Origin of the sequence: Collinsella sp. AM34-10, from assembly GCF_003469185.1 — a bacterium.
Taxonomy (GTDB): Bacteria; Actinomycetota; Coriobacteriia; order Coriobacteriales; family Coriobacteriaceae; genus Collinsella.
The window spans coordinates 101712-121163 of record NZ_QSIL01000004.1 but is presented as its reverse complement, the minus strand read 5'-3'; the positions used below and the strand labels follow the sequence as shown (position 1 = coordinate 121163).

The following is a 19452-nucleotide window of genomic DNA, read 5'->3' as shown; positions in this document are numbered from 1 at the left end:
GTACATGTATGGGCAAGTATATACTTATGAGCGTTTACGACCCAACCCAACTACGCAAGAAGGCACCCAATGGACGCAGTTTTTTCCTTTTTGTTTGGCACCCGCACCGGTTTTGCCATCCTTTTCGCCGGCGGCATCCTACTGTTTGCGATTCTTGCCTTTGTAATGGAGAAGCGCACCCATAAGATGTATGTCGACCGCGGCCCCAAGGACGAGGACGATCAAGACAGCTTCTGGGACTAACCTGCCAAAAAGGGACTGGTTTATTTTGGTCGGTTTTATCTGGGCAAACGCAAGCGCCTCGCAACTGGAATTGAGCCAGTTGCGAGGCGCTTTTTGCTATAGAGATAAAACCGCAGGAAAACCTGCCAAAATAAACCTGTCCCTAAATGGCAGGTTTTACTGGAGGGTGGCGTCGATGGCCTTGACCAGGGCGCTGCGCATGCCGGCGTCCTCGAGCGCGACGACGCCCTTGATGGTGGCGCCACCGGGTGAGCATACGGCATCCTTCATCGCCGCAGGATGCTGGCCAGTCGCAAGCTGTAACTTTGCCGTGCCCAGCACCATCTGGCTCACAATGCGATAGGCATCGGCGCGCGGGATACCGTGCTTGACGGCCGCGTCGCCCAAGGCCTCAATCGCCATGGCGACAAATGCCGGTGCGCAACCGCCCACGGTACCGCCCACAAACAGCAGACTCGAATCGAGCTCGACGACGGTGCCAAGCTTTCCGAGCAGACCGAGCACCGTGGCACGCTGCTCATCGCTAAGCGTGGAAGCCTTCTCGCAGGCGATAACGCCCTCGCCCACCGAAACCGGTGTGTTGGGCACCGTCGAGATGTGTGCGACACCCGGCAGGACCTGCTCCCACTTGGCGCTATCCCAGGTCCAGGCGACCGAAAGGACAACCTTGTCGGCAAGGGTTTCTTTGAGCGGAGCGAAGACCTTCTCAATCATGTATGGCTTGACCGCAGCAACCACGATATCGGATGCGGCGACAACCTCCGCCGCATCACGACAGGCAACCATCCCACGTGCCTCACAACGCTCGACCAAGGCGTCGTAGTGGCCCGCGCAGGCGCACATATCGCTCGCAGCCACACCGGCGGCGATCCAGCCATCGGCCATAGCGCTCGCCATATTGCCAAAACCGACAAATCCGATCTTCATATCTCATAGTCCTCTCAGACACGCTCTTCAAAACGAAGGCTATTGTCCCACGGCATTGTTTCGTATTGCCGACCTATTTGTGATACGGCTCGCCACGGCTGATCTTGCAGGCGCGGTAGATTTGCTCCAGCAGCACCACGCGCGCCAAGTTGTGCGGCAAGGTAATACGTCCAAAGCTGAGCATCTCGTCGGCTCGTGTGCGCACGTCATCGCTCACGCCGTCCGATCCACCAATCACAAAGGCGATGTCGCTGTTACCACGCAGCATAAGATCGTCGAGCCGCGCCGAAAGCTCCTCGCTCGAGCGCTCTTTGCCCTCAATGGCAAGCAGGATCACATGCGCTCGAGGCGGCAGGGCTGCGAGAATCGCCGCACCCTCCTTGTCGCGTGCGGCATCCACGCCGCCCGCCTTAGCCGGGTCGATATCGGCCACCTCGCGGATATCCACCTTGGCATAGGCACCTAGGCGCTTGGTGTACTCAGCGCACGCGTCCTTCCAAAAGCGCTCCTTGAGCTTACCGACGCAAACGACGGTGTATTTCACGCGCGTCTACTCCTTCGAATCGTTTTGAACTTTGCTGGCGGTCAGCATCTGCTCGAACATCGAGGCCGACTGCGAGAAATCGCTCGGCAGTACGACCGTCGATGTTTTACCCGTGCGAGCGAACTCTGTCATCATCTCGGACCACTGCGTAAACATGAACAGCTGGTTGGCCTCGTCGTTACCGACACCCGTCTCCTGGATGATCTCGAGCGAATCCTTGATGCCCAGCGCGATGGCCTTGCGCTGGTTGGCGATGCCTTCGCCCGCCTTTTCCATCGCCTCGGCCTCGGCGGTCGCCTCGGTGACGCGCTTGATGCGGTCGGCCTCGGCGAGCTCCTGCGCAGCAGCGCGCTTTCGCTGGGCAGCATTGATGTCGTTCATGGAGTTCTCGACCTCGGTCGGCAGCGCGATCTTGGTGATGAGTGTCGACACGAGGGTAAAGCCGTAGGCAGCCATCTGCTCGGACACGGTGGCATTAACGTCCTTGGCGATGTCATCCTTCTTGGCAAAGACCTCATCGAGCGTATAGACAGGGATGGAAGAGCGCAGGGCGTCGGTGATGAAATCACGCATCTGGTCGACGGGCTCCTGCAGCATGTAGTAGCTCTTGTAGATGCCCGAATCTGCCGGGCCGGCGCCCATGTCATAGCTCACGTGGTACTGAGCAGAGACCTCAAGGCCGATGGTCACGTTGTCCTGGGTCTTAACGTCGATGCCAAAACCGTTTTTCATGGTGCGCAGACTCACCGTGGCGGCCTTGCGGTCGATCACGGGCACCTTCATGTGGAAGCCCGCGTTGACGATGCGGTTAAACTTGCCCAGACGCTCGATGATCACGGCATGCTGCTGTTCAACGACATAGCAGGCGTTGGGGAGCAGCAGCAACAAAATGATGATGGGAAGTAGAAAGCTCGTAAGAGCAGCGATAATACCGGACACCAGCATGGTCTCTCCTCTGATAGGCACACGTTGACACTAGGATACCCGCACGAAGCAGCCACGTGACACCAACAGGAGGCCCATAACAAAAAAGCTCCCATTGCTGGGAGCTCTTTCATTTAATGGTGCGGGCGAAAGGACGTCCGCGTATCCGCTTCGCGGATCCGCACCGGCTTCGGCCGCCTGCCGGCGTCCTCGCCAGCTCGCTAAAAACGCTCCGCGTTTTCTTTGCGCTCGCTCCTTCACAGGTTCAAGTCCCTGCAATGGGCCCATAACAAAAAAGCTCCCATTGCTGGGAGCTCTTTCATTTAATGGTGCGGGCGAAAGGACTTGAACCTTCATGGGGTTGCCCCCATACGGACCTGAACCGTACGCGTCTGCCAATTCCGCCACGCCCGCGTGCAGGAATTAGAATAACGGAGCGCCACCGCGAACGCAAGAACTATTTTTGAAAAAGTTTGCGAGCATTTTCCCAGGCGGCCTGCGCAATCGGTTCAGGATCCTCACCGGTACGATCGACACGGTCATTGACTAGCGTGTTTGCCGTGATGGAAATCATTGCCGGCTCGCACTCAAGACCACGAATGGGCTCCGGCGCCATATACGGGCAATCCGTCTCGAACAAAATGCGATCGAGCGGGGTTGCCGCAAATGCCTCGCGCACGTCGTCGTTGCGCTTAAAGGTGGCCGCGCCACCATAGGCGATATAGCAGCCCAAATCCACAAAGCGCTCCATCGTGGCTCGATCCTCGCCAAAGCAGTGCAGCACGCAACCGGCCTGAGGAACACCCACCTCGCGCAGCACGTTGTACGCATCCATATGCGAGGTGCGCTCCCCATCCGAGTCCTCGTGCCGCAGGTGCAGCTCCACCGGCACATTGCGGCGCACGGCAACTTCGAGCTGACGCGCCATGCAATCAATCTGCACACTGTGGGGCGCCGGCGCGATGTCGTCGTCGTAATCCATGTGGTAGTCCAGACCGATCTCGCCGATACCGGCGCACAAAGGGTCATCGAGCGCAGCAACAACCTGCGCGTGAATGTCATCGGTATAATCCGGCGCGCCATAGGGGTGAACGCCAGCGAGATACTTAATCTGCGGAATATCCCGCATCGGCAGAATTTCGCGCACGAGCCAGTCGCTATAGTCCGTCACGCTGCGCTTGTCGGCGATGGGGTCGAGCATCGTCACCAACAGGTCGACGCCCGCGGCTTTGGCGCGCACGAGCGTCTCGGGCACCTCCTTGCCCCAAAACGAGAGCAGGTGCGCATGCGTATCGGCAAGCGGCGCCAGCGGCTCCGGACACGCAACCGTTTTCTTTTTCTTGGTAAACGTCACGCGTTCGGCATTAGGCGTCATGGATGAGCTCCTGGGCCAGACGGACAAAGTCGGCAACATCGAGCGTCTCGGCGCGCGTAGTGGGTGCGATACCGCAAGTCTCAAAGGCGGCATCGAGCACGTCCTTGGCAAAGCCGTTGGCGCTCATGGAATTGCGGATGGTCTTGCGACGCTGAGCAAATGCAGCGTCAATCACGCGGGCCACGAACTCGCGATCGAGTCCTTCGGGCACCACACCGTCAACACGGTCGATACGCACGACGGCCGAGTCCACGTGCGGCGCCGGCATAAAGCAACGCGGCGGCACCTCAAAGCGACCCGTAACCTGCGCATACAGGCCGAGCTTTGCCGTGTAGCCGCCATAGGTCTTGTTGCCCGGCGTTGCGGCAATACGATCTGCAACTTCCTTTTGCACCATGACGACAGCGCGCTTAAGTGCGGGCATCGTCTGGAAGAACTGAAGGATGATCGTCGCCGCCACGTTGTAGGGCAGATTCGCGACAAACACCGTCGGCTTACCGCCCGCAACCTGCTCGATTTGTTCCGGCGTCACCTTGAGCGCATCGCCCATGATAAAGCGGAAGTTGGCATAGTCGGCGGCGTGGGCGTCAAGCACCGGCTCAAGCTCGGGATCGGCCTCAATCGACGTGACGCACGCCGCCTCCTGCAGCAGGGCCAACGTCAGCGTACCGCAACCCGGGCCGACCTCGAGCACGCGCTCATCGCCCGCAAGCTCAGCGAGCTCACAGATACGTTCGATCACATGGTTGTCGATCAGGAAGTTTTGGCCCAGGCGATGCTTGGTCGCAAGGCCAAACTCCTCTAGCAGTTCCCTTGTTGCCGTGGGGTTTGCCAAAGGCGAAGTTGTCATAGTTGCCTCCTTAGCATGATGGCGGCGTCTTGAAACAAAAGGGCATGGACCGTTGCGGCCATGCCCTTACATCTAAACAGCAAATTGCCGATATGGCGCGCGGCGTCTTAGCCCAGACGCGGGAACAGCGGCTCACCCTTCTCGACGGGCTGACCACCGGCAAGCAGGCCCCAAGCGCAAATGCCCTTGAGGTCGTCGCTCGCGGCCTCGTCCTCGCAGGACAGGCGGCGCAGGGCTTCGGCAGAGGTCTGGGGCATGAGCGGCATCAGCAGGTGAGCGGCAATGCGGATGGCCTCGAGCAGGTTGTAGATCACAAATGCCAGCTCGTCAGCCTTGGCCTCGTCCTTGGCAAGTGCCCAGGGCTCAGAGTCCTCGATGTAGTGGTTGGCGGCGTGGATGAGCTCCATGACCTCGTCCTTGGCTCCGCCGTAATCGAGCACGTCCATCTTGGCCATGTAGCGCTCGACCAGGCCGTCGGCGATCTTTGCCAGCGGGTTGTCGAACGCATCGAACGATGCGGGCTTAGCGGGCGCGCAGCCGTCAAAGTACTTGCCGCTCATGTTGAGCGAACGCGAGATGAGGTTGCCCCAGCTGTTGGCCAGGTCGGCGTTGTAGACCTGCTCCATGCGATCGAAGCTGATGGCGCCGTCGGTGCCGGGGACGACGTCGGTCATAAAGTAGTAGCGATAGCCCTCGACGCCCAGCATGTTGATAACGTCCTGCGGAGCGATAGCGTTGCCGCGGCTCTTGGACATCTTCTCGGCCTTGCCGGTCTCGGCATTGCGCACGGTCAGGAAGCCGTGGGCAAAAACGTGCTCGGGCAGGGCCTCGCCGATGGCCATGAGCATGGCGGGCCAAATGACGCAGTGGAAGCGGATGATGTCCTTGCCCACGATGTGGAACTGCGCGGGCCAGCGATAGGCCAGCTCGGCACGTGCCTCGTCGGTGTCGACACCGTAGCCGACGGCCGTCATATAGTTGAGCAGCGCATCGAACCACACGTAGGTCACGTGGCCCTCGTCAAACGGGACCTGAATGCCCCAGTCAAAGCTCGTGCGGCTCACGGAAAGGTCGTTAAGGCCGCCCTCGACAAAGCTGCGCACCTCGTTCATGCGGAACGCAGGCTCGACAAAGTCGGGATGCTCGTCATAGAGCTTGAGCAGCTTGTCCTGGAAGGCGGAAAGCTTAAAGAAGTAGGACTCCTCCTGCACGCGCTCAAGCGGACGGTGGCAGTCGGGGCACAGGTGCTGGCCGACGCTGCCGTACTCCTCGTCGCCCTTCTGGACCTGCGTATCGGTGAAGTAGGTCTCGTCAGGCACGCAATACCAGCCGTCGTAGCTGCCCTTATACAGGTAACCGGACTCCTTCATGCGCTCCCACAGGTACTGCACGGCATGATGCTGGCGCGGCTCGGTGGTGCGGATGAAGTCGTCGTTGGAAATCTCGAGCTTGCTCCAAAGCTCCTTGAAGCGCGGGGCCTGGCTGTCGGTCCACTCCTGCGGCGTCATACCATGCTTGGCTGCGGCCTCGGCGACCTTCTCGCCGTGCTCGTCCATGCCGGTCAGGAACTTGACGTTATAGCCGGCGGAGCGGCGATAGCGAGCCTGAACGTCGGCGATGATGGTGGAATAAGCCGTGCCCAGGTGCGGATCGGCGTTGACGTAGTAGATGGGCGTCGTGATAAAGAACGAAGGCTTGCTTTGATCCATGGGGTTTGTCCTCCAGAAAAACGTTGCATACAGGGGATGATTCTAGCGCAAGGGCTGGATATCCTCCATCTATTGCATATCGAGCACTATGGCATAGACATCGCGCTTGCGGCGCGAATACTTCTGAGACAGGCGCTTGGCCACCGCAGAGGCGGGCTCCCCCTCCTCGAGTGCGGCGCGGATATCCTCGCGCAGGGCCTCGTCGGGATCCGCTGCCGCGGCGCCAACCGGCACGATGCCGGCATCCTCGTCCTCGCTCGGCGGCGCGATGACCAGCGCAATCTCGCCCTTTACCTCGCCGCGAGCACGCAGCTCTTCGGCGAGCTGGGCGGCGGGCCCGCGCAAGACCTCCTCGTGCAGCTTGGTGAGTTCGCGGCAGACGGCAACCTCACGCTGGGGAAAGACCTCCGCCACGGCCTCGAGCGTCGCCACGATGCGATGTGGAGACTCGTAGAAGATGAGTGCGCCGGGCACCACGGCAAGGCGCTGCAAACGACGCACGCGGTCGCCGTGCTTTCGGCCCAAAAAGCCCTCGAAGAAAAAATGCTCACAGGGAATGCCGGACGAAACGAGCGCCGTGACGCAAGCAGAGGGCCCGGGGATAACTTCGACGGGCACATCAGCCTCGCGCGCCGCCTCGACCAGCGCCTGGCCGGGGTCTGACACGCTCGGCATACCGGCATCCGAGGCAAAGGCGAGGGTCTCCCCCGCCAACAGACGGTCGACCAGACCGGCGGCACGGCTGGCGATCACATTCTCGTCGCAACGGACAAGCGGCTTGGAAATTCCCAGGTGCATCAGCAGCTTTGACGTCACACGCGTGTCTTCGCAGCAAATGGCATCGGCGACGGCAAACGCCTCGCCAACGCGCGGGGACAGGTCGCCCAGGTTACCGATGGGCGTACCGACCACATAGAGTTTGCCCGTGTGGGCGCTGTTTTGCGTCATATCAACCTATTCAATCATGCCGCGCTCGAGCGTACCGAGCGCCGCGCGAGCGTCCCATGCTGCAATGCGCTTCTCGGTCTTCCACGTTTGGAAGAACCAACCGGCAGCCGGCGCAAACGAAGCCAGCTGGTTGGCGATAAACACGCGCTCGTAGGCATTGCGGCCCTCGGGCGTAACCGACGAGTTGGCAAAGATCGCCGCACCCGACCATTCGCCCACCAGCACGGGGAACCCAGTCGAAATCGCTTCTTTAAGCTCGCGCTTGTTACGCGAAATCGCCGTCGTCAGCCCGCGGGGGCTCGTGATGTCGAGCGCATGCTCGTCGCGGTAATGGTACAGGTGAAGGTCCATGTAGACGTTCTTGTACTTGGCGCCGCGCATAAAATGCTTCCACTCGCTGGGATGCCCCGAAGACGAGAAGACGACGATCTTATCCTCGGGCATATACGAACGGACGAGCTCGTAGGCATCGCGATAGAAATTGCGTAGGTAGTGGGCCGGAATGCCATCCGTCATGGTAAAGAGACTCTTGCGGACGCTCATCTGTGGCGTATCCAGCAGCTCAATGCCCAGCAGGCTCTCGGCCTCGCCGTAGCGATCGGCCAAGCGCTCGAGCACGTCGAGCGCGACATGACGGCCGTTGGTGGACGAATGCCACTCGGCAACAGCCTCCGGCGTGGTGGGCGAATCATTGGAATCGCCCTGGCCACCGGGCACCGTCGCCAGATCGAGCAGCACGCGGATGTCATACTTGGCAGCCCACTCAATTGCACGGTCGATGTAGTCGACAACCGAGATGTAGGACGCATCGGACTCCTGCGAGCCAAAGGCATACCAGGGCACCGGCAGGCGCACGGCATTGAGACCGATCTGCGCCATGCGGCGAAAATCGTCCTCGCTCACAAACGTCTCGTAATGACGGCGCATGCGCTCGTTATAGGCGGCGGTGCCCATGGCCTCCTGCAGCTCGGCCGCGTTGGATGCACCGGTCGCCGCGTATAGCGACGGGGTCACCCAAGGCTCGGGAATAAACCAGCCAGAGAGATTAACGCCGAGTGTCCTCTCCATCACTGCCCCCTTCGGATCGTGCAGGCCGAGCCTGCATCGTATTGCATAGGAAAAGTATCGTTTTGAGTATACCCGCGCGTGCGGACAGACGACCGAACGGTCTGTAAAGTGGCGCAAAAGCGGGAGGAATGTCTGGGGCGGGCCCGAGCTAGTGCGCCGAGATGTGCACGCACGTCGGAAGCAAGCGCCGGAAAGCGCATGCCGTTTTCTCGTTCAATAACGGGATGCATTTCCGCGGGTCCACATAAAAGAAAAGGACCCCTTTGCAGAGGTCCTAGTCAATTCAAGGTGGCGGGGAAGGGAATCGAACCCCTGACACGAGGATTTTCAGTCCTCTGCTCTACCAACTGAGCTACCCAGCCATTTGAGGTGTGCCTTGTTTCAAGGCTTGATTAGTATAACCAAGGACGCGCTCCGGTCAACCGAGAATTTGAAAAAAGTTTTTGAGCACGGCATCAGCCACAAGTCCGACCCTATAGAACAGCACATTAGAGACATCAACCCACCGCAAGAAGTTTTTCGCTCAGGGCTGCACGGGCAAACTCACTTGGCGTCATTCCTTCAGCCGCCGCCCGTCGACGGATCGCCTCCTTCATCCCTAGGGGAATCTTGACCGATAGCGTTGCCGTCCCTTCGCTTGAGAGTGGAGGCCGCCCGTGCACGATCCCCCCAACGGTATGCTCGCCGTCCGGAAACTCGCCATGCTCGTACGACTCGCACCACGTGTCAATCATTTCATCCGTTATAACCTGACCATTGGCAGCCGTATACGCCTTGCACATCATCGACCCCTCTTCCGAGCTCGCTCGATCTCTTGCCAGAATTTCTTCTGAACCGGAGACAGGGCATGAATAATGAGCCATCCACGAATTAGTTCGACCGCAACAAGTTCCACACTTCGACCATCTGGAAGCCATCCAATGGCAAGCCATCTCGGCGGCTCGTCCTCCGACTCGCGTCGAATGCACTCAGTAACCGCGAACCAGGCACCAAGCACCTGCTTTTCCGTCAAGTGTTTTTTGGCGTTGGGATGGATCTCAACATCCATGCATCTTCTCCTCCATCTTACCCAATTTCGTATGACGAAAGTCCGCTGTCGCCAATTCTTACGCCGGCACTTGTTGGAGGGCGGGAGGCGTAGCGAGAATTGAAGGACGCTCCAGCACCGCCCAGGCACCGGGACAGGAACACATGCGCCAAGGACAGACGTTTTCGTAGCACGCGAGGATGCTGCCGCTACGGTCGATAAAGGCAATGTCGATGGGATAGGCCATAAAGCAGGTGTGGACCGAAGAGCAGCGTGGGAACGCCATGACGAGCGGCAACCCGTTTGCGGCAATCGGAGACCGTCCCAGCATGCCGCGCAGGCGCACGGCAAACGACTCCGCCACCACAAACTCGGCAGGCGTCCAACCCAGCTTGTTGAGCGCCCGCGCGTAGGCAATGTAGGATGAGGCTGCGGTCACATGACCACCCCCGGACGCCACGGATCGACCGTCACCGCGCGCCCGTGCGACAACTGTGCCGGTGCCCCCAGCGAAACGCCGGCGATGCTGAGCGAGCTCGGCCACGGCTCATAGCGCATGGTGCAGGTATAGGTCCTAAACGTGCCGGAAAGCGAAAGCAGGCCGCCATCCGATGTCGTCGCACCCTGTTCACTCGAGACCTCGATCAGCAAGTCATAGCCTTCCATGGCATGTTGAATCTGAGCCTGAACGGTCGCGGAGGCATCGATGGAGCTGCCATCGCCCTCCCCGCTCGGCGCCACGGCATGCGCTAGCACGATATCGGGCACCACGCGATCGAAGCGCGCGACCGCGCTGGCAAAGACCATGACGTTGTACACGATAAGTGCCAGAACCAGCAGGACAGGCGTGACCACGGCCATCTCGACCGTCGCCTGGGCGCGCTCCTCGCGCAGGCGCGTGCGGATGCCCATTACGACCCACCGCCCAGGGCACCCGCCAGTGTGGCGACATCGACGGTAAGTGGAATGGAACCGCCGCCGGGCAGCGGAATCTCCGCAAGCGTGAACACCGTGCCGCTGATGGTGCGCTCGACTTGATATTCCAGCGCCTCGCAAAGCGCCTTGGGGTCGGTCACGCCCAGCGGAATACTTCGTACCTTGTCCTGCACTTTAGAAAGACCTGTGATGTCAGACCCCGGGCTCTTGATGACGTTGACGGTGTCGGTCAGCACCGGCTTTCGCAGGCGCAAGTCGCACGGCTCCAAGCCCAGCGCCGCCACGGACGCCGAAACGGTATCGCCAAGCCACGACGCAATGGAGCCCAACGCACCGCTGCCCCCTCCCAGATCATCGATCATCTCATCCATAAGCTCGTCGGCCGAGCCCTGGATGTCTCCGTATCCCACAAGCAGCCGTCCCCAAACATCCATGACGCCATCGAGTACGCCGGCAACGCCACCCGAACGCTCCTCCAACGTCGAGAAAAACCGCGAGAGAACGTTGTTCTGCGCCGTCGCGTCATCGGGTGCCAGCACCGCAGCAGAGATCGCGCCGCGCTCGCCAAGTCCGACTGTCGTGTTAAACGAAGAGTTGAGCTCATCGGGGCTCGAGATGGCACCCGAAACCGCAAAGGCGACCACGCCGTTGCGACCGGGCGGAGCGATACGCGGGCGCTCGCCCGAAAGCGCTTTAATGGCCTCGTCAAACGCATTGCCCGCACGGTCAGCCTCGTCCTCGGTCTGGCGCATGAGCTCGAGCTCTTTATTGCGGCATTCGACGTATTTCTCCAGGGCGTTTTTGAATCGATCAAAGTGGTACTCGAAGCCGTTTTCGATAGAAGTCGAAGGAGCCGCAACGGCGCCGAGCGACGAAACGCCAAAATGGCATCTGTTGCACTTGTCCTGCCCGTCATAAGCAGCGACCGAAGCTAGCCCGCCTGGTGTCCCTTTCTTATAGTTGGGGCAGCTCGTTCCATAATGCAGATACGTTTTGTCATCGTTGGTACTGGTTGGCCACGCCGCATCGGTATAGAGTTCCGTCGCTCGCACCTCGTCAGTGTTGCGCGGCAACAACGGAATATAGGAAGTGGCCCGGTCTCCGTCTTCGGTTATATATGCGCGATTGACCTCTGCGCTCGCATAGGTGTAAAACGCCTTGCGCGCCGCCGACTCCGCCTTCGTCTCGACGCTTGAACCCTGCGGTTTTTCGTCTGCCAGACGCTGACGGTAGTAAGCTTTTGCGCGGTCGAGCGCCACCTGTGGCTCCCACGTAACGCTCGAGGCATAATGCGGGTTCTGCTCACCTGAGAGCTTTGCCAGGCTCTTCGCGCGTTCCCACATGCATGAGCGGCTGCCGACCGAAGCCGGATCCGACCCGCCGCAATCCGCAAGCCAGGCGCGTTCTTTTGCTTTCGCCGTCTCCTCCGAGGCCTTCTGCAGCTCATCTGCTGCGCGTTCCAGATCTTTCGATGCGTCTTTAATGGCATCGGTCGAGATCTCGGAACCCTCGAGCGCAACGAAATCCGACTCAGACGTTCTGGGCACGGCAAGCGCCGTACCGGTATAGGTCACACCCTCGGTTTCCTGCGCCGAAACCGTCTGCGTAGCTCGCGCGGCAACCAGATACGGTAGAGCCGTCTCGATTTTCTGCAGGCCCTTGGAGGCGCTTTTGGCAAACTTGTTGCGCGTTTTAATGATCTCGATTCCCGTGTCGACCATATCGCCCGCGGCAAGCTCGGCACCCGGAATAAGGATGGCGATCAAGCCGGTGCCGATCGTGGCAAACCCCGCCAGGCCCAAACTCAAAATGCTCGCATCCACCACCGTGGCAGCCGTATGGTAGGACGACACTACATTGGCACCCGCCAGCGCGCCGCTATCGGCCGCCACCTGGGTATCCCCGGCACGCGACATGCTCCATATCGCCGCCGTCGACGAAAACAGCAACGTGAGCACCACCAAGATGACCACAGCAGAGGAGAGCGTGGTATAGGCACCGTCTTCGATAAACAGGTCGATACCGGCTCGACCCATAAAGCCTCCTCGCTTGCAGCGAGCACGCGGTCGGCAACGGCACGCAAGTCCCCTCGTCATCTTCAACAGGCAGCGCTTAATCCCATGCAGCAATCCATGAACCATAGTCTCCCTCCAGCCACTCGGGACGCGATCGATACGAGACATCGACCCTAAGCTCGACATAACCGTTTTGGCCCGCGCTACCCATAGCTTGCGCAAACGCGCCGATCACGGGCAGCGGTTTAACCTCGCCGGTAACGGAAACGGACGAGGCGCCGCCCGCATCGGCCCGACCAAGCTCGATATCCCACGACAGGGGCCCGCCGGCATGAAAAATCGAAACGTCGGGAACCGCGGCAAGACGGCGGCGGGCGAACTCCTTAATATCCTCGTCATCCCCCACCGTCGTCGTGGTCATGAGCCGCGCGGTCTCGGCGGCGGCAGACTCCATGACCGCGCGCGTGTAGAGCAGGCACACCGGCTGCAGCGCCAACAGGACGAGCGTCAGAAACGTCGGCAGCAGGAATGCCGCCTCGACCGTAGACTGCGCCCGGTCCTCGCGCGCGACATCAATACAGCACGATGTCCTTAGAACCCGCAGCAGCGTCGACAACCGATGTCGAAGTGACGCCGTGAGACGCCGCCCGCTCGACCAGCGCCGCCAAGCGCCCATCGGCACCGGCACGCCAAAGCCCCGCGATCGCCAGCACGATGGAAAGCAGCGCCACCGTGACGATGGCGTATTCGACCGTTGCCTGGGCAGATTCCTCGCGCAGGACATCATGCATTTCACGACCCCTCCTTTGAGTTCGTTGTCTGCGGGGTCAGGCGGACCACGCGCAGGCGACACGAAGTATCACCAGCATCCGCGGCAACCGTCACCATATCGACCCAGCCGCGTCCGTCACGCACGATGGCGCCCCACACGTTGCCCTTGATGTCGAGATAGCCGCTCAGAGCAAGTTGCGCCGTAGGCACCTCGCGATAGGAACGCAGCATATCCGCCGTCGCTTCGGTCATCGGTCGGCACTCGGACCATGCGAGACGAACAGCGACGGCATTGTTTGCAGGTGAACCCGTTGCAGCGTCCGCTCGCTCGTCGAGTGCTTGCAAGAACGTTTGCGCCGTGACGACGGCATTCGCATCGTCCGCGTCTCGCGCATCGTCTTTTTGAGACGCCGCAGCCGAACCCGAGCCCGCATCCGCGGCAACCCCTAAACGTTGTTGCCGTGCTGCGTTAAGCCCCCAAACCGCCACTGCCACCGCCACGACCGCACAGGCGAGCACCAGCAACGCGCTGACGGGACGGGCGCCCTCTACAGGCTGTTGATGCCCTCGCTGATAGCGCTCCATAGATCTTGGACCTTGCCCTTAAATGCGACGATGGCAATGATGGCGATCACCACGAGCACACCGACCAGGATGGCGTACTCGGTGGTGCCCTGCGCGCTCTCCTCCCGCAGCAGCTCCTCGGCACGCTGGCGAGCGTGAATTGACTGGCAAAACGCCCAACTCCAGACCTTGCCAGCAACGTCAGTCATCGTATTCATGTATTCCTCCCTACATCATCCCGCCTGCTCCCAGCAGCGGGCCCAATATGGACAGAAGCAACGCCGGCAAGATGAGCGTGCCGGTGGGAATCAGCAGCTTGACCGGCGCGCGCTCGATCTCGCGCTCGACTGCAGCACGATGGGCCGCGCGAATCTCGCGACTTTGGGCTGCCAGCGTCTCGGCAAGCGGGGCACCGAGGGCAAGCGCCTGCCCCGCCGTGATGGCAAAGGTCTCGAGCGCCCGCACATCCAGGTCGCGCGCGGCCGCCAGGAGCTCGTCCTCGCGCGTCCCCACGCCCACCTGCCACGCCATGCAGGCTCGCTCAAGGCGGAGCGCCAACGTCGATCGGCGATTGGCGCAAAAAACCTCAAGCGCCGCATCGAACGAAAGGCCAGCCGAAAGTCCCAGACGCACCACGTCGATCATCTCGGACACCTCGCCAAGCGACACCTGCGTCGCACCACCCGTGCCGAGCATGCCCTTCAACCGTGTTACCAGGGCATTGGTCACCGAGCGGGCAGCCGCGACAACCAGCAGCGCCTCGCATTTGCAGACCTGGGCGATCTTGCATGCGTCCGCACGATTGAGCCCCGTCGCGACAAACACACTGAGCGCGCACAGGCACGCCGCGGCCCCGACCAAGACGCTCATAGCTCCACCCGCATAATGCGTCGGATGACCACCAGGGCGACGGCGTTGAGAGCAAGTCCCAGCACCACGGCACCTGCACCCGCCGGCGTTGCAAGGCCGCGGCGAAAGTCGGCCGAAAGCAGCGCCAGCACCGCGCACATACCCGCCGGCATCGCCGAGACCATATGTGCCGACATACGAGCCTGCGACGTCTTGACGTCCAAGCGGCGTTTGAGCTCAATGCGCTCCCCCACCATGCTCGATGCCTCGGATAACAGGTCGGCAAGCGGGGCACCGGTTCGCTGCGACACCTTGAGTGCCAAAGTGACAAGCGAAAGGCCGGGGGCATCGATACGGTCGAGTAGGTCATCCAACGCATCAGTCGCCGAGACGCCGCAGTCGATCGCCGCCGCCACGCGCAAAAACTCGGTATGCACCGGCTCTTGCGCGTGAGTTCCCACAAACCTCATGCCCTGGGCCAGTGAATGACCCGAGGCGAGCGACATGGAGAGCGCCGTAAAGGCCTCGGGCATGGCTTCTTCCACATCGTGTTGCTCGCGGCGACGGTCGAAAGTGTCGCGAGCGGCGCCTACGCCAAACGGCGCGAGCAGCCCCAGAACAAAGCCGATAGGCGACAGCGATACGGCAGTCAGGGCAATGCCGCAGACACCACTCGATAGCAGCAAGCATGCCAGGCGCGCCTCGTCATCCTCGATAACAAGGCCAACGCGATGTGCTGGAACCAGCGCCGCCCAGGAGCGGGCGATCTTTTTTAGCAGGTCGTTTTCTACCAACTCGCGCGGCAGCTTCTCGGCAACCAACTCAAGCGCATGGCTGACCAGCTCCGCCGGCGGCACGCGCGGCGCACGAGGCTCCGCCCCGCACGCCACCGCGGCAGAAAGTCCTGTCAAACCCCCTACGACGAGGGGCACAACGATCTCCACTCGTCCACCTCCTCTTGCGTGAGCGTTCCCGAGCGCAGGCCCTCTGCGATAAACGGAGGCTCGCGATCGAGCGTCCAGGCGCGCGTGGCGGCATCGAACGTCACGTAGCGCTCAAGCTCCACGCCGCCTGATGTGCCGCGTCGCACCCCCGAATAGGAGGACACGAAACGCCTGCCGTCCGCATGGCGCTCGGACATCACGATGCCGTCGAGCGCCATGGCAATCTGCTCCTCGATAAGCTCGCTCGGCAGGTCGATGCCATAGCGCGCAAGCAGCGTCAAACGCACCACGGTCTCCTGCTCGGTGCCCGCATGAAGCGTGGTGAGCGACCCATCGTGCCCGGTGTTCATGGCCTGCAACATGTCGCAGCATTCCGCGCCGCGCACCTCGCCCACCACAATACGGTCAGGACGCATGCGCAGGGCGTTGGTCACCAGGTCGCGAATTGTCACCGCGCCCTCGCCCTCAATTGAAGCCTCGCGCGCCTCCAGGCGAACCACATGCGGGTGATGCGCAAACTTGAGCTCGGCGGAATCCTCGATCGTCACGATGCGCTCGCCGGTGGATATCTCGCACGACAACGCGTTGAGCAGCGTGGTCTTACCCGATCCCGTGCCACCCGCAACCGCCAGATCTTGACGCAGCGACACCGCACACGACAGCAGCTGCGCATACCAAAGCGGTAGCGACCCCAGGCCCACAAGCTCGTCCAACGAACAGATGCGGTCTGAGAACTTGCGGATGGTGAGGATTGGCCCATCGATCGCCACAGGCGGGATCACCGCGTTGACGCGATAGCCCGTCTTGAGGCGAGCGTTGACGATGGGGCTGCGCTCGTCGATGCGCCTACCCAGCGGCGAGATGATGCGGTCGATGAGCACGCGGATCTGCTCATCGTCCTCAAACGCATGCTCGATGGGATATAAGACGCCGCCGCGCTCAAAGAAAGCCGAGCGACAACCGTTGACCATGATCTCGGTGACGGTGTCGTCCTCGATGAGCGGCTGCAGCGGGCCCAGGCCCACCACGTCATCCAAAATCTCGTCAATGATGGTCTCGCGCTCGGGCGTCGCCAGGTCGATCGCCTCCTCCACGTTGAGCGCCGCCTCCACCGCAGGACGCAATTCCGAGCGGGCGCGCGCCGGATCGATGTATGCGCTGATACGCGCCACCTCGTCATAGCCCATGCGGTCCATCACGGCGCGTTTGGTGCGGCGCTTGACGGCACGGTGGCGTCCCGCATCAACAGGCACTGTCGCCGCGGCCGCACCGGCTTCCTTAATCCTTGTTTGCAAACTCATCGCGAATCACCCTCGCGCGACCAGGGAAGACGGATGCGCGGGCGCTCGGTACGCGTCGCACGGTCGGTGACCATATCGCTCCAGGGACCGACGGCGCAGCCCAGCTCCACGAGCATCTTGCGCGCGGCTTCGCGCACGCTGGTGGCAAAAGCGCTGGTCTGGCCCACTGCCTCGTCAGCACGGCCGAATGCCATGAGCGCCGCCAAGTCCTGCCCGCCGTCGGCGATGCGGATCTTGGAGCTCAACGCGCAGGTAATCTCAAAGCGCATGGCGACATCCTCGTCGGCGCCGCGCGCGCCAAACCGGTTGAATACGGCGCTCATGCGCGTGCGCGGCACGCCCACACGGCTCGCCAACTCGATGACGCGTGCCGCGGACGTCGCAGACGACACCGATGGATCGCCCACGACCAGACAACGGTCGCTTGCCGCCACCGCGGCCGCCACGGCGTCACCCCAAAAGACCGAGGTGTCGACAAGAACCACGTCGGATTCGCGGCGCAAGACGTCGAGCAGCAGCTCTACCGGACGCGCCATGAGCTCGGCCTGTTCGGGCGCGGCGACCGGGCCCCAAAGCGTGACGCCCGGAGCCACGCGCATCGAGGCGGCCACGATGTCCGATTCGGCAAGTGCGCCCGCAGCCGATGGCTCGATAAGCGTCGCCATGTCATGCGGGGCATCGGCACCCAACAGGTCGTAGAGGTTTCCAAACATCAGGTCCAAGTCGAGCACGGCAGCGCGCAGGCCCAGCAGCGACGCCGCGTGCGCCATGGCGGCGACGATCGTCGACTTGCCGCAACCGCCCGAACCCGAGACGGCGCAGACAACCGGGGCTCGATGCGACGAAGCGGCGGCATCCGCCGACGGCGTGGGGGCAGGCGGCGCCGGCACGGGCGGCAACGTCCCTGTCTCCCCGGCAGCGCTCATATGCTGCGCCCAAGCCGGCATGGCAGGCTGCTCGGTCCGCGGGGCCGAATCTGGGGACTTCACGGTCGCATCGACACGAACATTGTCGTTCCCGGCAAGTCCCTCAACCCCGTCGAGCTCATCGACCAGGCTCACGCCATGCACGTATCCCATATCTACAGCAAAAAGATCCTCGCCATACGGCACCGGCTCTCCGACTTCATCGTATGCAAGGGGGTCCCGGGGACACCGACCATGCTCGGCTTCCGCTTTTCCACAATCATCAACACGCGGGCCTCTTGTAGCGCGAGGCGCCCCGGGTTCCCTATCAACAAAAGCATCGGGCTCAATCGTCATACACCGGCCGTAATCAACCGTTTCCTCGCCCGCGCGCCCGTTGCCGCATATGCTGCGCGCAGCGATAACCTCGGTCGCCCCTGCGCGAAACAGCCCCTCGATATCCGAAGGATCGAGCGTCTCTATCAGTACGACCACGCGGCTCACGCGGCCCTCGGCCGTCAGGCGCGCAACGGTCTTTCGCACGTCTTCGGCATCGAACAGGGCTGCCGCGATAATCGCCGCCCCGCGACGCGACGGAAACGCCCGTGCCATGGACACCAGCCCATCCAGGTCGCCCACGCGAAGCACTTGCGCGCCCGCATCGCGGCCCTCGACTTCCCGCTGCAGCAATCCGTAATCACCGCACGCGCAGCATGCAAGCCAGATCGCTTTCATCACTCGTCGCCTCCGCTCTTTTTGTCGCGCACCGTGGCGGGAATCGTCAAACTGACCGTCCCCTTACCCGAGGCCCCCAGCAATTCCTTAACGTCTTCGGGGTCGGCCGCCAGCGTCACCCATTCGATCTTGCCTTCACGCGTGGCGCCGGCATCTTCGCTGGTATCGATTACGCGCGCGCCGCACAGCCGATCGGTCACGCCGTCCTTTTGCACGTACACGTCCACGTAGCTGCCCACGCCCGTGGCGCCCCCGACCGAATGCTCGGCATCGACCGCCACCGAAACGGCGACCTTGCCTTTGGGCACCTCGAACGTGTGGCTTTCGGCCTTGGTGTAGACATCGCAAATCACGGCATTTTTAGGGATGCGTGAGGTCGTCACGTCGCCGCGCACCTGGCGCAACTCGGTCGCCGCATCGCGCGGCAGTAGGCTCGCCAGCCATTCCTGGGTTATGACATTGGTCTCGTCAAGCGTCTCGCCCGCATCGATATCGCGTGCCGCGACGCACACCTCGACGCGATCGCCGCCATACTTGGCCAGCGTCTCGGCCTGGGCCTGCTCAGCCCGCGAGCGGATCGACGATGCGTAGACCATGCAGAGCAACGCGGCGAGCACGCCCGCGATCAGACTGATGGCGATGCGCTTGCTCTTGTTCACGGCCGCTCCTCTCAAGGTAGCACCGGGCGGATGCCCGTACCACCATTGTCCGAGCGGGCAAGCAGCAAAACGACGCGATCGCGATCTTGGTTTTGAGTGTCAAACCAATTGCCGACCAAAAGCTGACCGGTCCGTCAAGCTCGTGGCAAGGTTTTGGT

23 protein-coding genes and 2 tRNA genes are annotated in these 19452 nt (G+C 61.8%); 1 reads left to right on the top strand and 24 read right to left on the bottom strand.

What is annotated here, in order from left to right; translation table 11 throughout:
- The first annotated feature begins 69 nt into the window (after positions 1-69).
- Complete coding sequence (locus DW823_RS09845; protein ID WP_199574351.1) at positions 70-243, top strand: DUF6724 family protein; 174 nt, start codon at positions 70-72, stop codon at positions 241-243.
- A gap of 156 nt (positions 244-399) precedes the next feature.
- On the opposite strand, the gene proC is transcribed toward DW823_RS09845, so the two are convergent.
- From proC to cpaB, 24 genes are all read right to left on the bottom strand, one after another.
- Positions 400-1170, bottom strand: coding sequence for a pyrroline-5-carboxylate reductase (gene proC, locus DW823_RS05175; protein ID WP_118080820.1), 771 nt, complete (start codon positions 1168-1170; stop codon positions 400-402).
- A 73-nt stretch (positions 1171-1243) separates the two neighbouring features.
- A complete protein-coding gene (gene rlmH / locus DW823_RS05170) occupies positions 1244-1714 on the bottom strand; it encodes a 23S rRNA (pseudouridine(1915)-N(3))-methyltransferase RlmH (protein ID WP_117839810.1) in 471 nt (156 codons plus the stop codon).
- 6 nt (positions 1715-1720) lie between these two features.
- Complete coding sequence (locus DW823_RS05165; protein WP_118080818.1) at positions 1721-2659, bottom strand: SPFH domain-containing protein; 939 nt, start codon at positions 2657-2659, stop codon at positions 1721-1723.
- A gap of 306 nt (positions 2660-2965) precedes the next feature.
- Positions 2966-3052, bottom strand: a tRNA-Leu gene (locus DW823_RS05160).
- A 43-nt stretch (positions 3053-3095) separates the two neighbouring features.
- Positions 3096-4013, bottom strand: coding sequence for a TatD family hydrolase (locus tag DW823_RS05155; protein WP_118080816.1), 918 nt, complete (start codon positions 4011-4013; stop codon positions 3096-3098).
- Positions 4003-4863: a 16S rRNA (adenine(1518)-N(6)/adenine(1519)-N(6))-dimethyltransferase RsmA gene (gene rsmA / locus DW823_RS05150; protein WP_118080814.1), complete on the bottom strand. Its 861-nt coding sequence runs from the start codon at positions 4861-4863 to the stop codon at positions 4003-4005. The genes DW823_RS05155 and rsmA overlap by 11 nt, the downstream gene beginning before the upstream one ends.
- 107 nt (positions 4864-4970) lie before the next feature.
- Complete coding sequence (metG, locus tag DW823_RS05145) at positions 4971-6572, bottom strand: methionine--tRNA ligase (RefSeq protein WP_118080812.1); 1602 nt, start codon at positions 6570-6572, stop codon at positions 4971-4973.
- 69 nt (positions 6573-6641) lie between these two features.
- Positions 6642-7520: a 16S rRNA (cytidine(1402)-2'-O)-methyltransferase gene (gene rsmI / locus DW823_RS05140; RefSeq protein WP_118080810.1), complete on the bottom strand. Its 879-nt coding sequence runs from the start codon at positions 7518-7520 to the stop codon at positions 6642-6644.
- A gap of 6 nt (positions 7521-7526) precedes the next feature.
- Positions 7527-8588: a glycoside hydrolase family 5 protein gene (locus DW823_RS05135; protein ID WP_118080808.1), complete on the bottom strand. Its 1062-nt coding sequence runs from the start codon at positions 8586-8588 to the stop codon at positions 7527-7529.
- Positions 8589-8877: 289 nt separating this feature from the next.
- Positions 8878-8950 (bottom strand) — tRNA-Phe (locus tag DW823_RS05130).
- A gap of 135 nt (positions 8951-9085) precedes the next feature.
- Entirely contained in the window at positions 9086-9370 is a 285-nt protein-coding gene (locus DW823_RS05125) for a ribbon-helix-helix domain-containing protein (protein ID WP_118080982.1), read from the bottom strand.
- Entirely contained in the window at positions 9370-9636 is a 267-nt protein-coding gene (locus DW823_RS05120) for a hypothetical protein (protein WP_118080806.1), read from the bottom strand. The genes DW823_RS05125 and DW823_RS05120 overlap by 1 nt, the downstream gene beginning before the upstream one ends.
- A 58-nt stretch (positions 9637-9694) precedes the next feature.
- A complete protein-coding gene (locus DW823_RS05115; protein ID WP_233543000.1) occupies positions 9695-10054 on the bottom strand; it encodes a DUF192 domain-containing protein in 360 nt (119 codons plus the stop codon).
- Positions 10051-10527 (bottom strand): hypothetical protein, encoded by a 477-nt coding sequence (locus tag DW823_RS05110; protein WP_118080804.1) that lies wholly within the window; start codon positions 10525-10527, stop codon positions 10051-10053. The genes DW823_RS05115 and DW823_RS05110 overlap by 4 nt, the downstream gene beginning before the upstream one ends.
- Positions 10527-12587, bottom strand: a complete 2061-nt coding sequence (locus DW823_RS05105; RefSeq protein ID WP_118080802.1) for a hypothetical protein — start codon at positions 12585-12587, stop codon at positions 10527-10529. The genes DW823_RS05110 and DW823_RS05105 overlap by 1 nt, the downstream gene beginning before the upstream one ends.
- 76 nt (positions 12588-12663) lie before the next feature.
- Positions 12664-13182 (bottom strand): TadE/TadG family type IV pilus assembly protein, encoded by a 519-nt coding sequence (locus DW823_RS05100; RefSeq protein WP_233542999.1) that lies wholly within the window; start codon positions 13180-13182, stop codon positions 12664-12666.
- Positions 13139-13357: a hypothetical protein gene (locus DW823_RS09680; protein ID WP_147350657.1), complete on the bottom strand. Its 219-nt coding sequence runs from the start codon at positions 13355-13357 to the stop codon at positions 13139-13141. The genes DW823_RS05100 and DW823_RS09680 overlap by 44 nt, the downstream gene beginning before the upstream one ends.
- Before the next feature lies 1 nt (position 13358).
- Positions 13359-13922, bottom strand: coding sequence for a hypothetical protein (locus DW823_RS09675; RefSeq protein WP_147350656.1), 564 nt, complete (start codon positions 13920-13922; stop codon positions 13359-13361).
- Positions 13886-14119 carry a Flp family type IVb pilin gene (locus DW823_RS05090; protein ID WP_117770508.1) on the bottom strand — a complete coding sequence of 78 codons (234 nt, stop codon included), beginning with the start codon at positions 14117-14119 and terminating at the stop codon, positions 13886-13888. The genes DW823_RS09675 and DW823_RS05090 overlap by 37 nt, the downstream gene beginning before the upstream one ends.
- 10 nt (positions 14120-14129) lie before the next feature.
- The gene (locus DW823_RS05085) at positions 14130-14771 is read right to left on the bottom strand and encodes a type II secretion system F family protein (RefSeq protein ID WP_118080796.1); all 642 of its coding nucleotides are present in this window, start codon (positions 14769-14771) and stop codon (positions 14130-14132) included.
- Entirely contained in the window at positions 14768-15694 is a 927-nt protein-coding gene (locus DW823_RS09920) for a type II secretion system F family protein (RefSeq protein ID WP_233542997.1), read from the bottom strand. The genes DW823_RS05085 and DW823_RS09920 overlap by 4 nt, the downstream gene beginning before the upstream one ends.
- The gene (locus DW823_RS05075) at positions 15667-16995 is read right to left on the bottom strand and encodes a CpaF family protein (protein ID WP_118080794.1); all 1329 of its coding nucleotides are present in this window, start codon (positions 16993-16995) and stop codon (positions 15667-15669) included. Before DW823_RS05075 ends, DW823_RS09920 begins: the two co-directional genes overlap by 28 nt.
- Complete coding sequence (locus tag DW823_RS05070; protein ID WP_118080792.1) at positions 16992-18635, bottom strand: P-loop NTPase; 1644 nt, start codon at positions 18633-18635, stop codon at positions 16992-16994. The genes DW823_RS05075 and DW823_RS05070 overlap by 4 nt, the downstream gene beginning before the upstream one ends.
- Positions 18635-19294, bottom strand: a complete 660-nt coding sequence (cpaB, locus tag DW823_RS05065) for a Flp pilus assembly protein CpaB (RefSeq protein WP_233542995.1) — start codon at positions 19292-19294, stop codon at positions 18635-18637. The genes DW823_RS05070 and cpaB overlap by 1 nt, the downstream gene beginning before the upstream one ends.
- Positions 19295-19452 lie beyond the last annotated feature (158 nt).

Bases quoted from the DNA above. Each gene is read 5' to 3' on its own strand.
- DW823_RS09845 (WP_199574351.1), top strand. From the start codon at position 70: ATGGACGCAGTTTTTTCCTTTTTGTTTGGCACCCGCACCGGTTTTGCC.
- proC (WP_118080820.1), bottom strand. From the start codon at position 1,170: ATGAAGATCGGATTTGTCGGTTTTGGCAATATGGCGAGCGCTATGGCC.
- DW823_RS05165 (WP_118080818.1), bottom strand. From the start codon at position 2,659: ATGCTGGTGTCCGGTATTATCGCTGCTCTTACGAGCTTTCTACTTCCC.
- DW823_RS05155 (WP_118080816.1), bottom strand. From the start codon at position 4,013: ATGACGCCTAATGCCGAACGCGTGACGTTTACCAAGAAAAAGAAAACG.
- rsmA (WP_118080814.1), bottom strand. From the start codon at position 4,863: ATGACAACTTCGCCTTTGGCAAACCCCACGGCAACAAGGGAACTGCTA.
- metG (WP_118080812.1), bottom strand. From the start codon at position 6,572: ATGGATCAAAGCAAGCCTTCGTTCTTTATCACGACGCCCATCTACTAC.
- rsmI (WP_118080810.1), bottom strand. From the start codon at position 7,520: ATGACGCAAAACAGCGCCCACACGGGCAAACTCTATGTGGTCGGTACG.
- DW823_RS05135 (WP_118080808.1), bottom strand. From the start codon at position 8,588: ATGGAGAGGACACTCGGCGTTAATCTCTCTGGCTGGTTTATTCCCGAG.
- DW823_RS05125 (WP_118080982.1), bottom strand. From the start codon at position 9,370: ATGTGCAAGGCGTATACGGCTGCCAATGGTCAGGTTATAACGGATGAA.
- DW823_RS05120 (WP_118080806.1), bottom strand. From the start codon at position 9,636: ATGGATGTTGAGATCCATCCCAACGCCAAAAAACACTTGACGGAAAAG.
- DW823_RS05110 (WP_118080804.1), bottom strand. From the start codon at position 10,527: ATGGGCATCCGCACGCGCCTGCGCGAGGAGCGCGCCCAGGCGACGGTC.
- DW823_RS05105 (WP_118080802.1), bottom strand. From the start codon at position 12,587: ATGGGTCGAGCCGGTATCGACCTGTTTATCGAAGACGGTGCCTATACC.
- DW823_RS09680 (WP_147350657.1), bottom strand. From the start codon at position 13,357: ATGCATGATGTCCTGCGCGAGGAATCTGCCCAGGCAACGGTCGAATAC.
- DW823_RS09675 (WP_147350656.1), bottom strand. From the start codon at position 13,922: ATGGAGCGCTATCAGCGAGGGCATCAACAGCCTGTAGAGGGCGCCCGT.
- DW823_RS05090 (WP_117770508.1), bottom strand. From the start codon at position 14,119: ATGAATACGATGACTGACGTTGCTGGCAAGGTCTGGAGTTGGGCGTTT.
- DW823_RS05085 (WP_118080796.1), bottom strand. From the start codon at position 14,771: ATGAGCGTCTTGGTCGGGGCCGCGGCGTGCCTGTGCGCGCTCAGTGTG.
- DW823_RS05075 (WP_118080794.1), bottom strand. From the start codon at position 16,995: ATGAGTTTGCAAACAAGGATTAAGGAAGCCGGTGCGGCCGCGGCGACA.
- DW823_RS05070 (WP_118080792.1), bottom strand. From the start codon at position 18,635: ATGAAAGCGATCTGGCTTGCATGCTGCGCGTGCGGTGATTACGGATTG.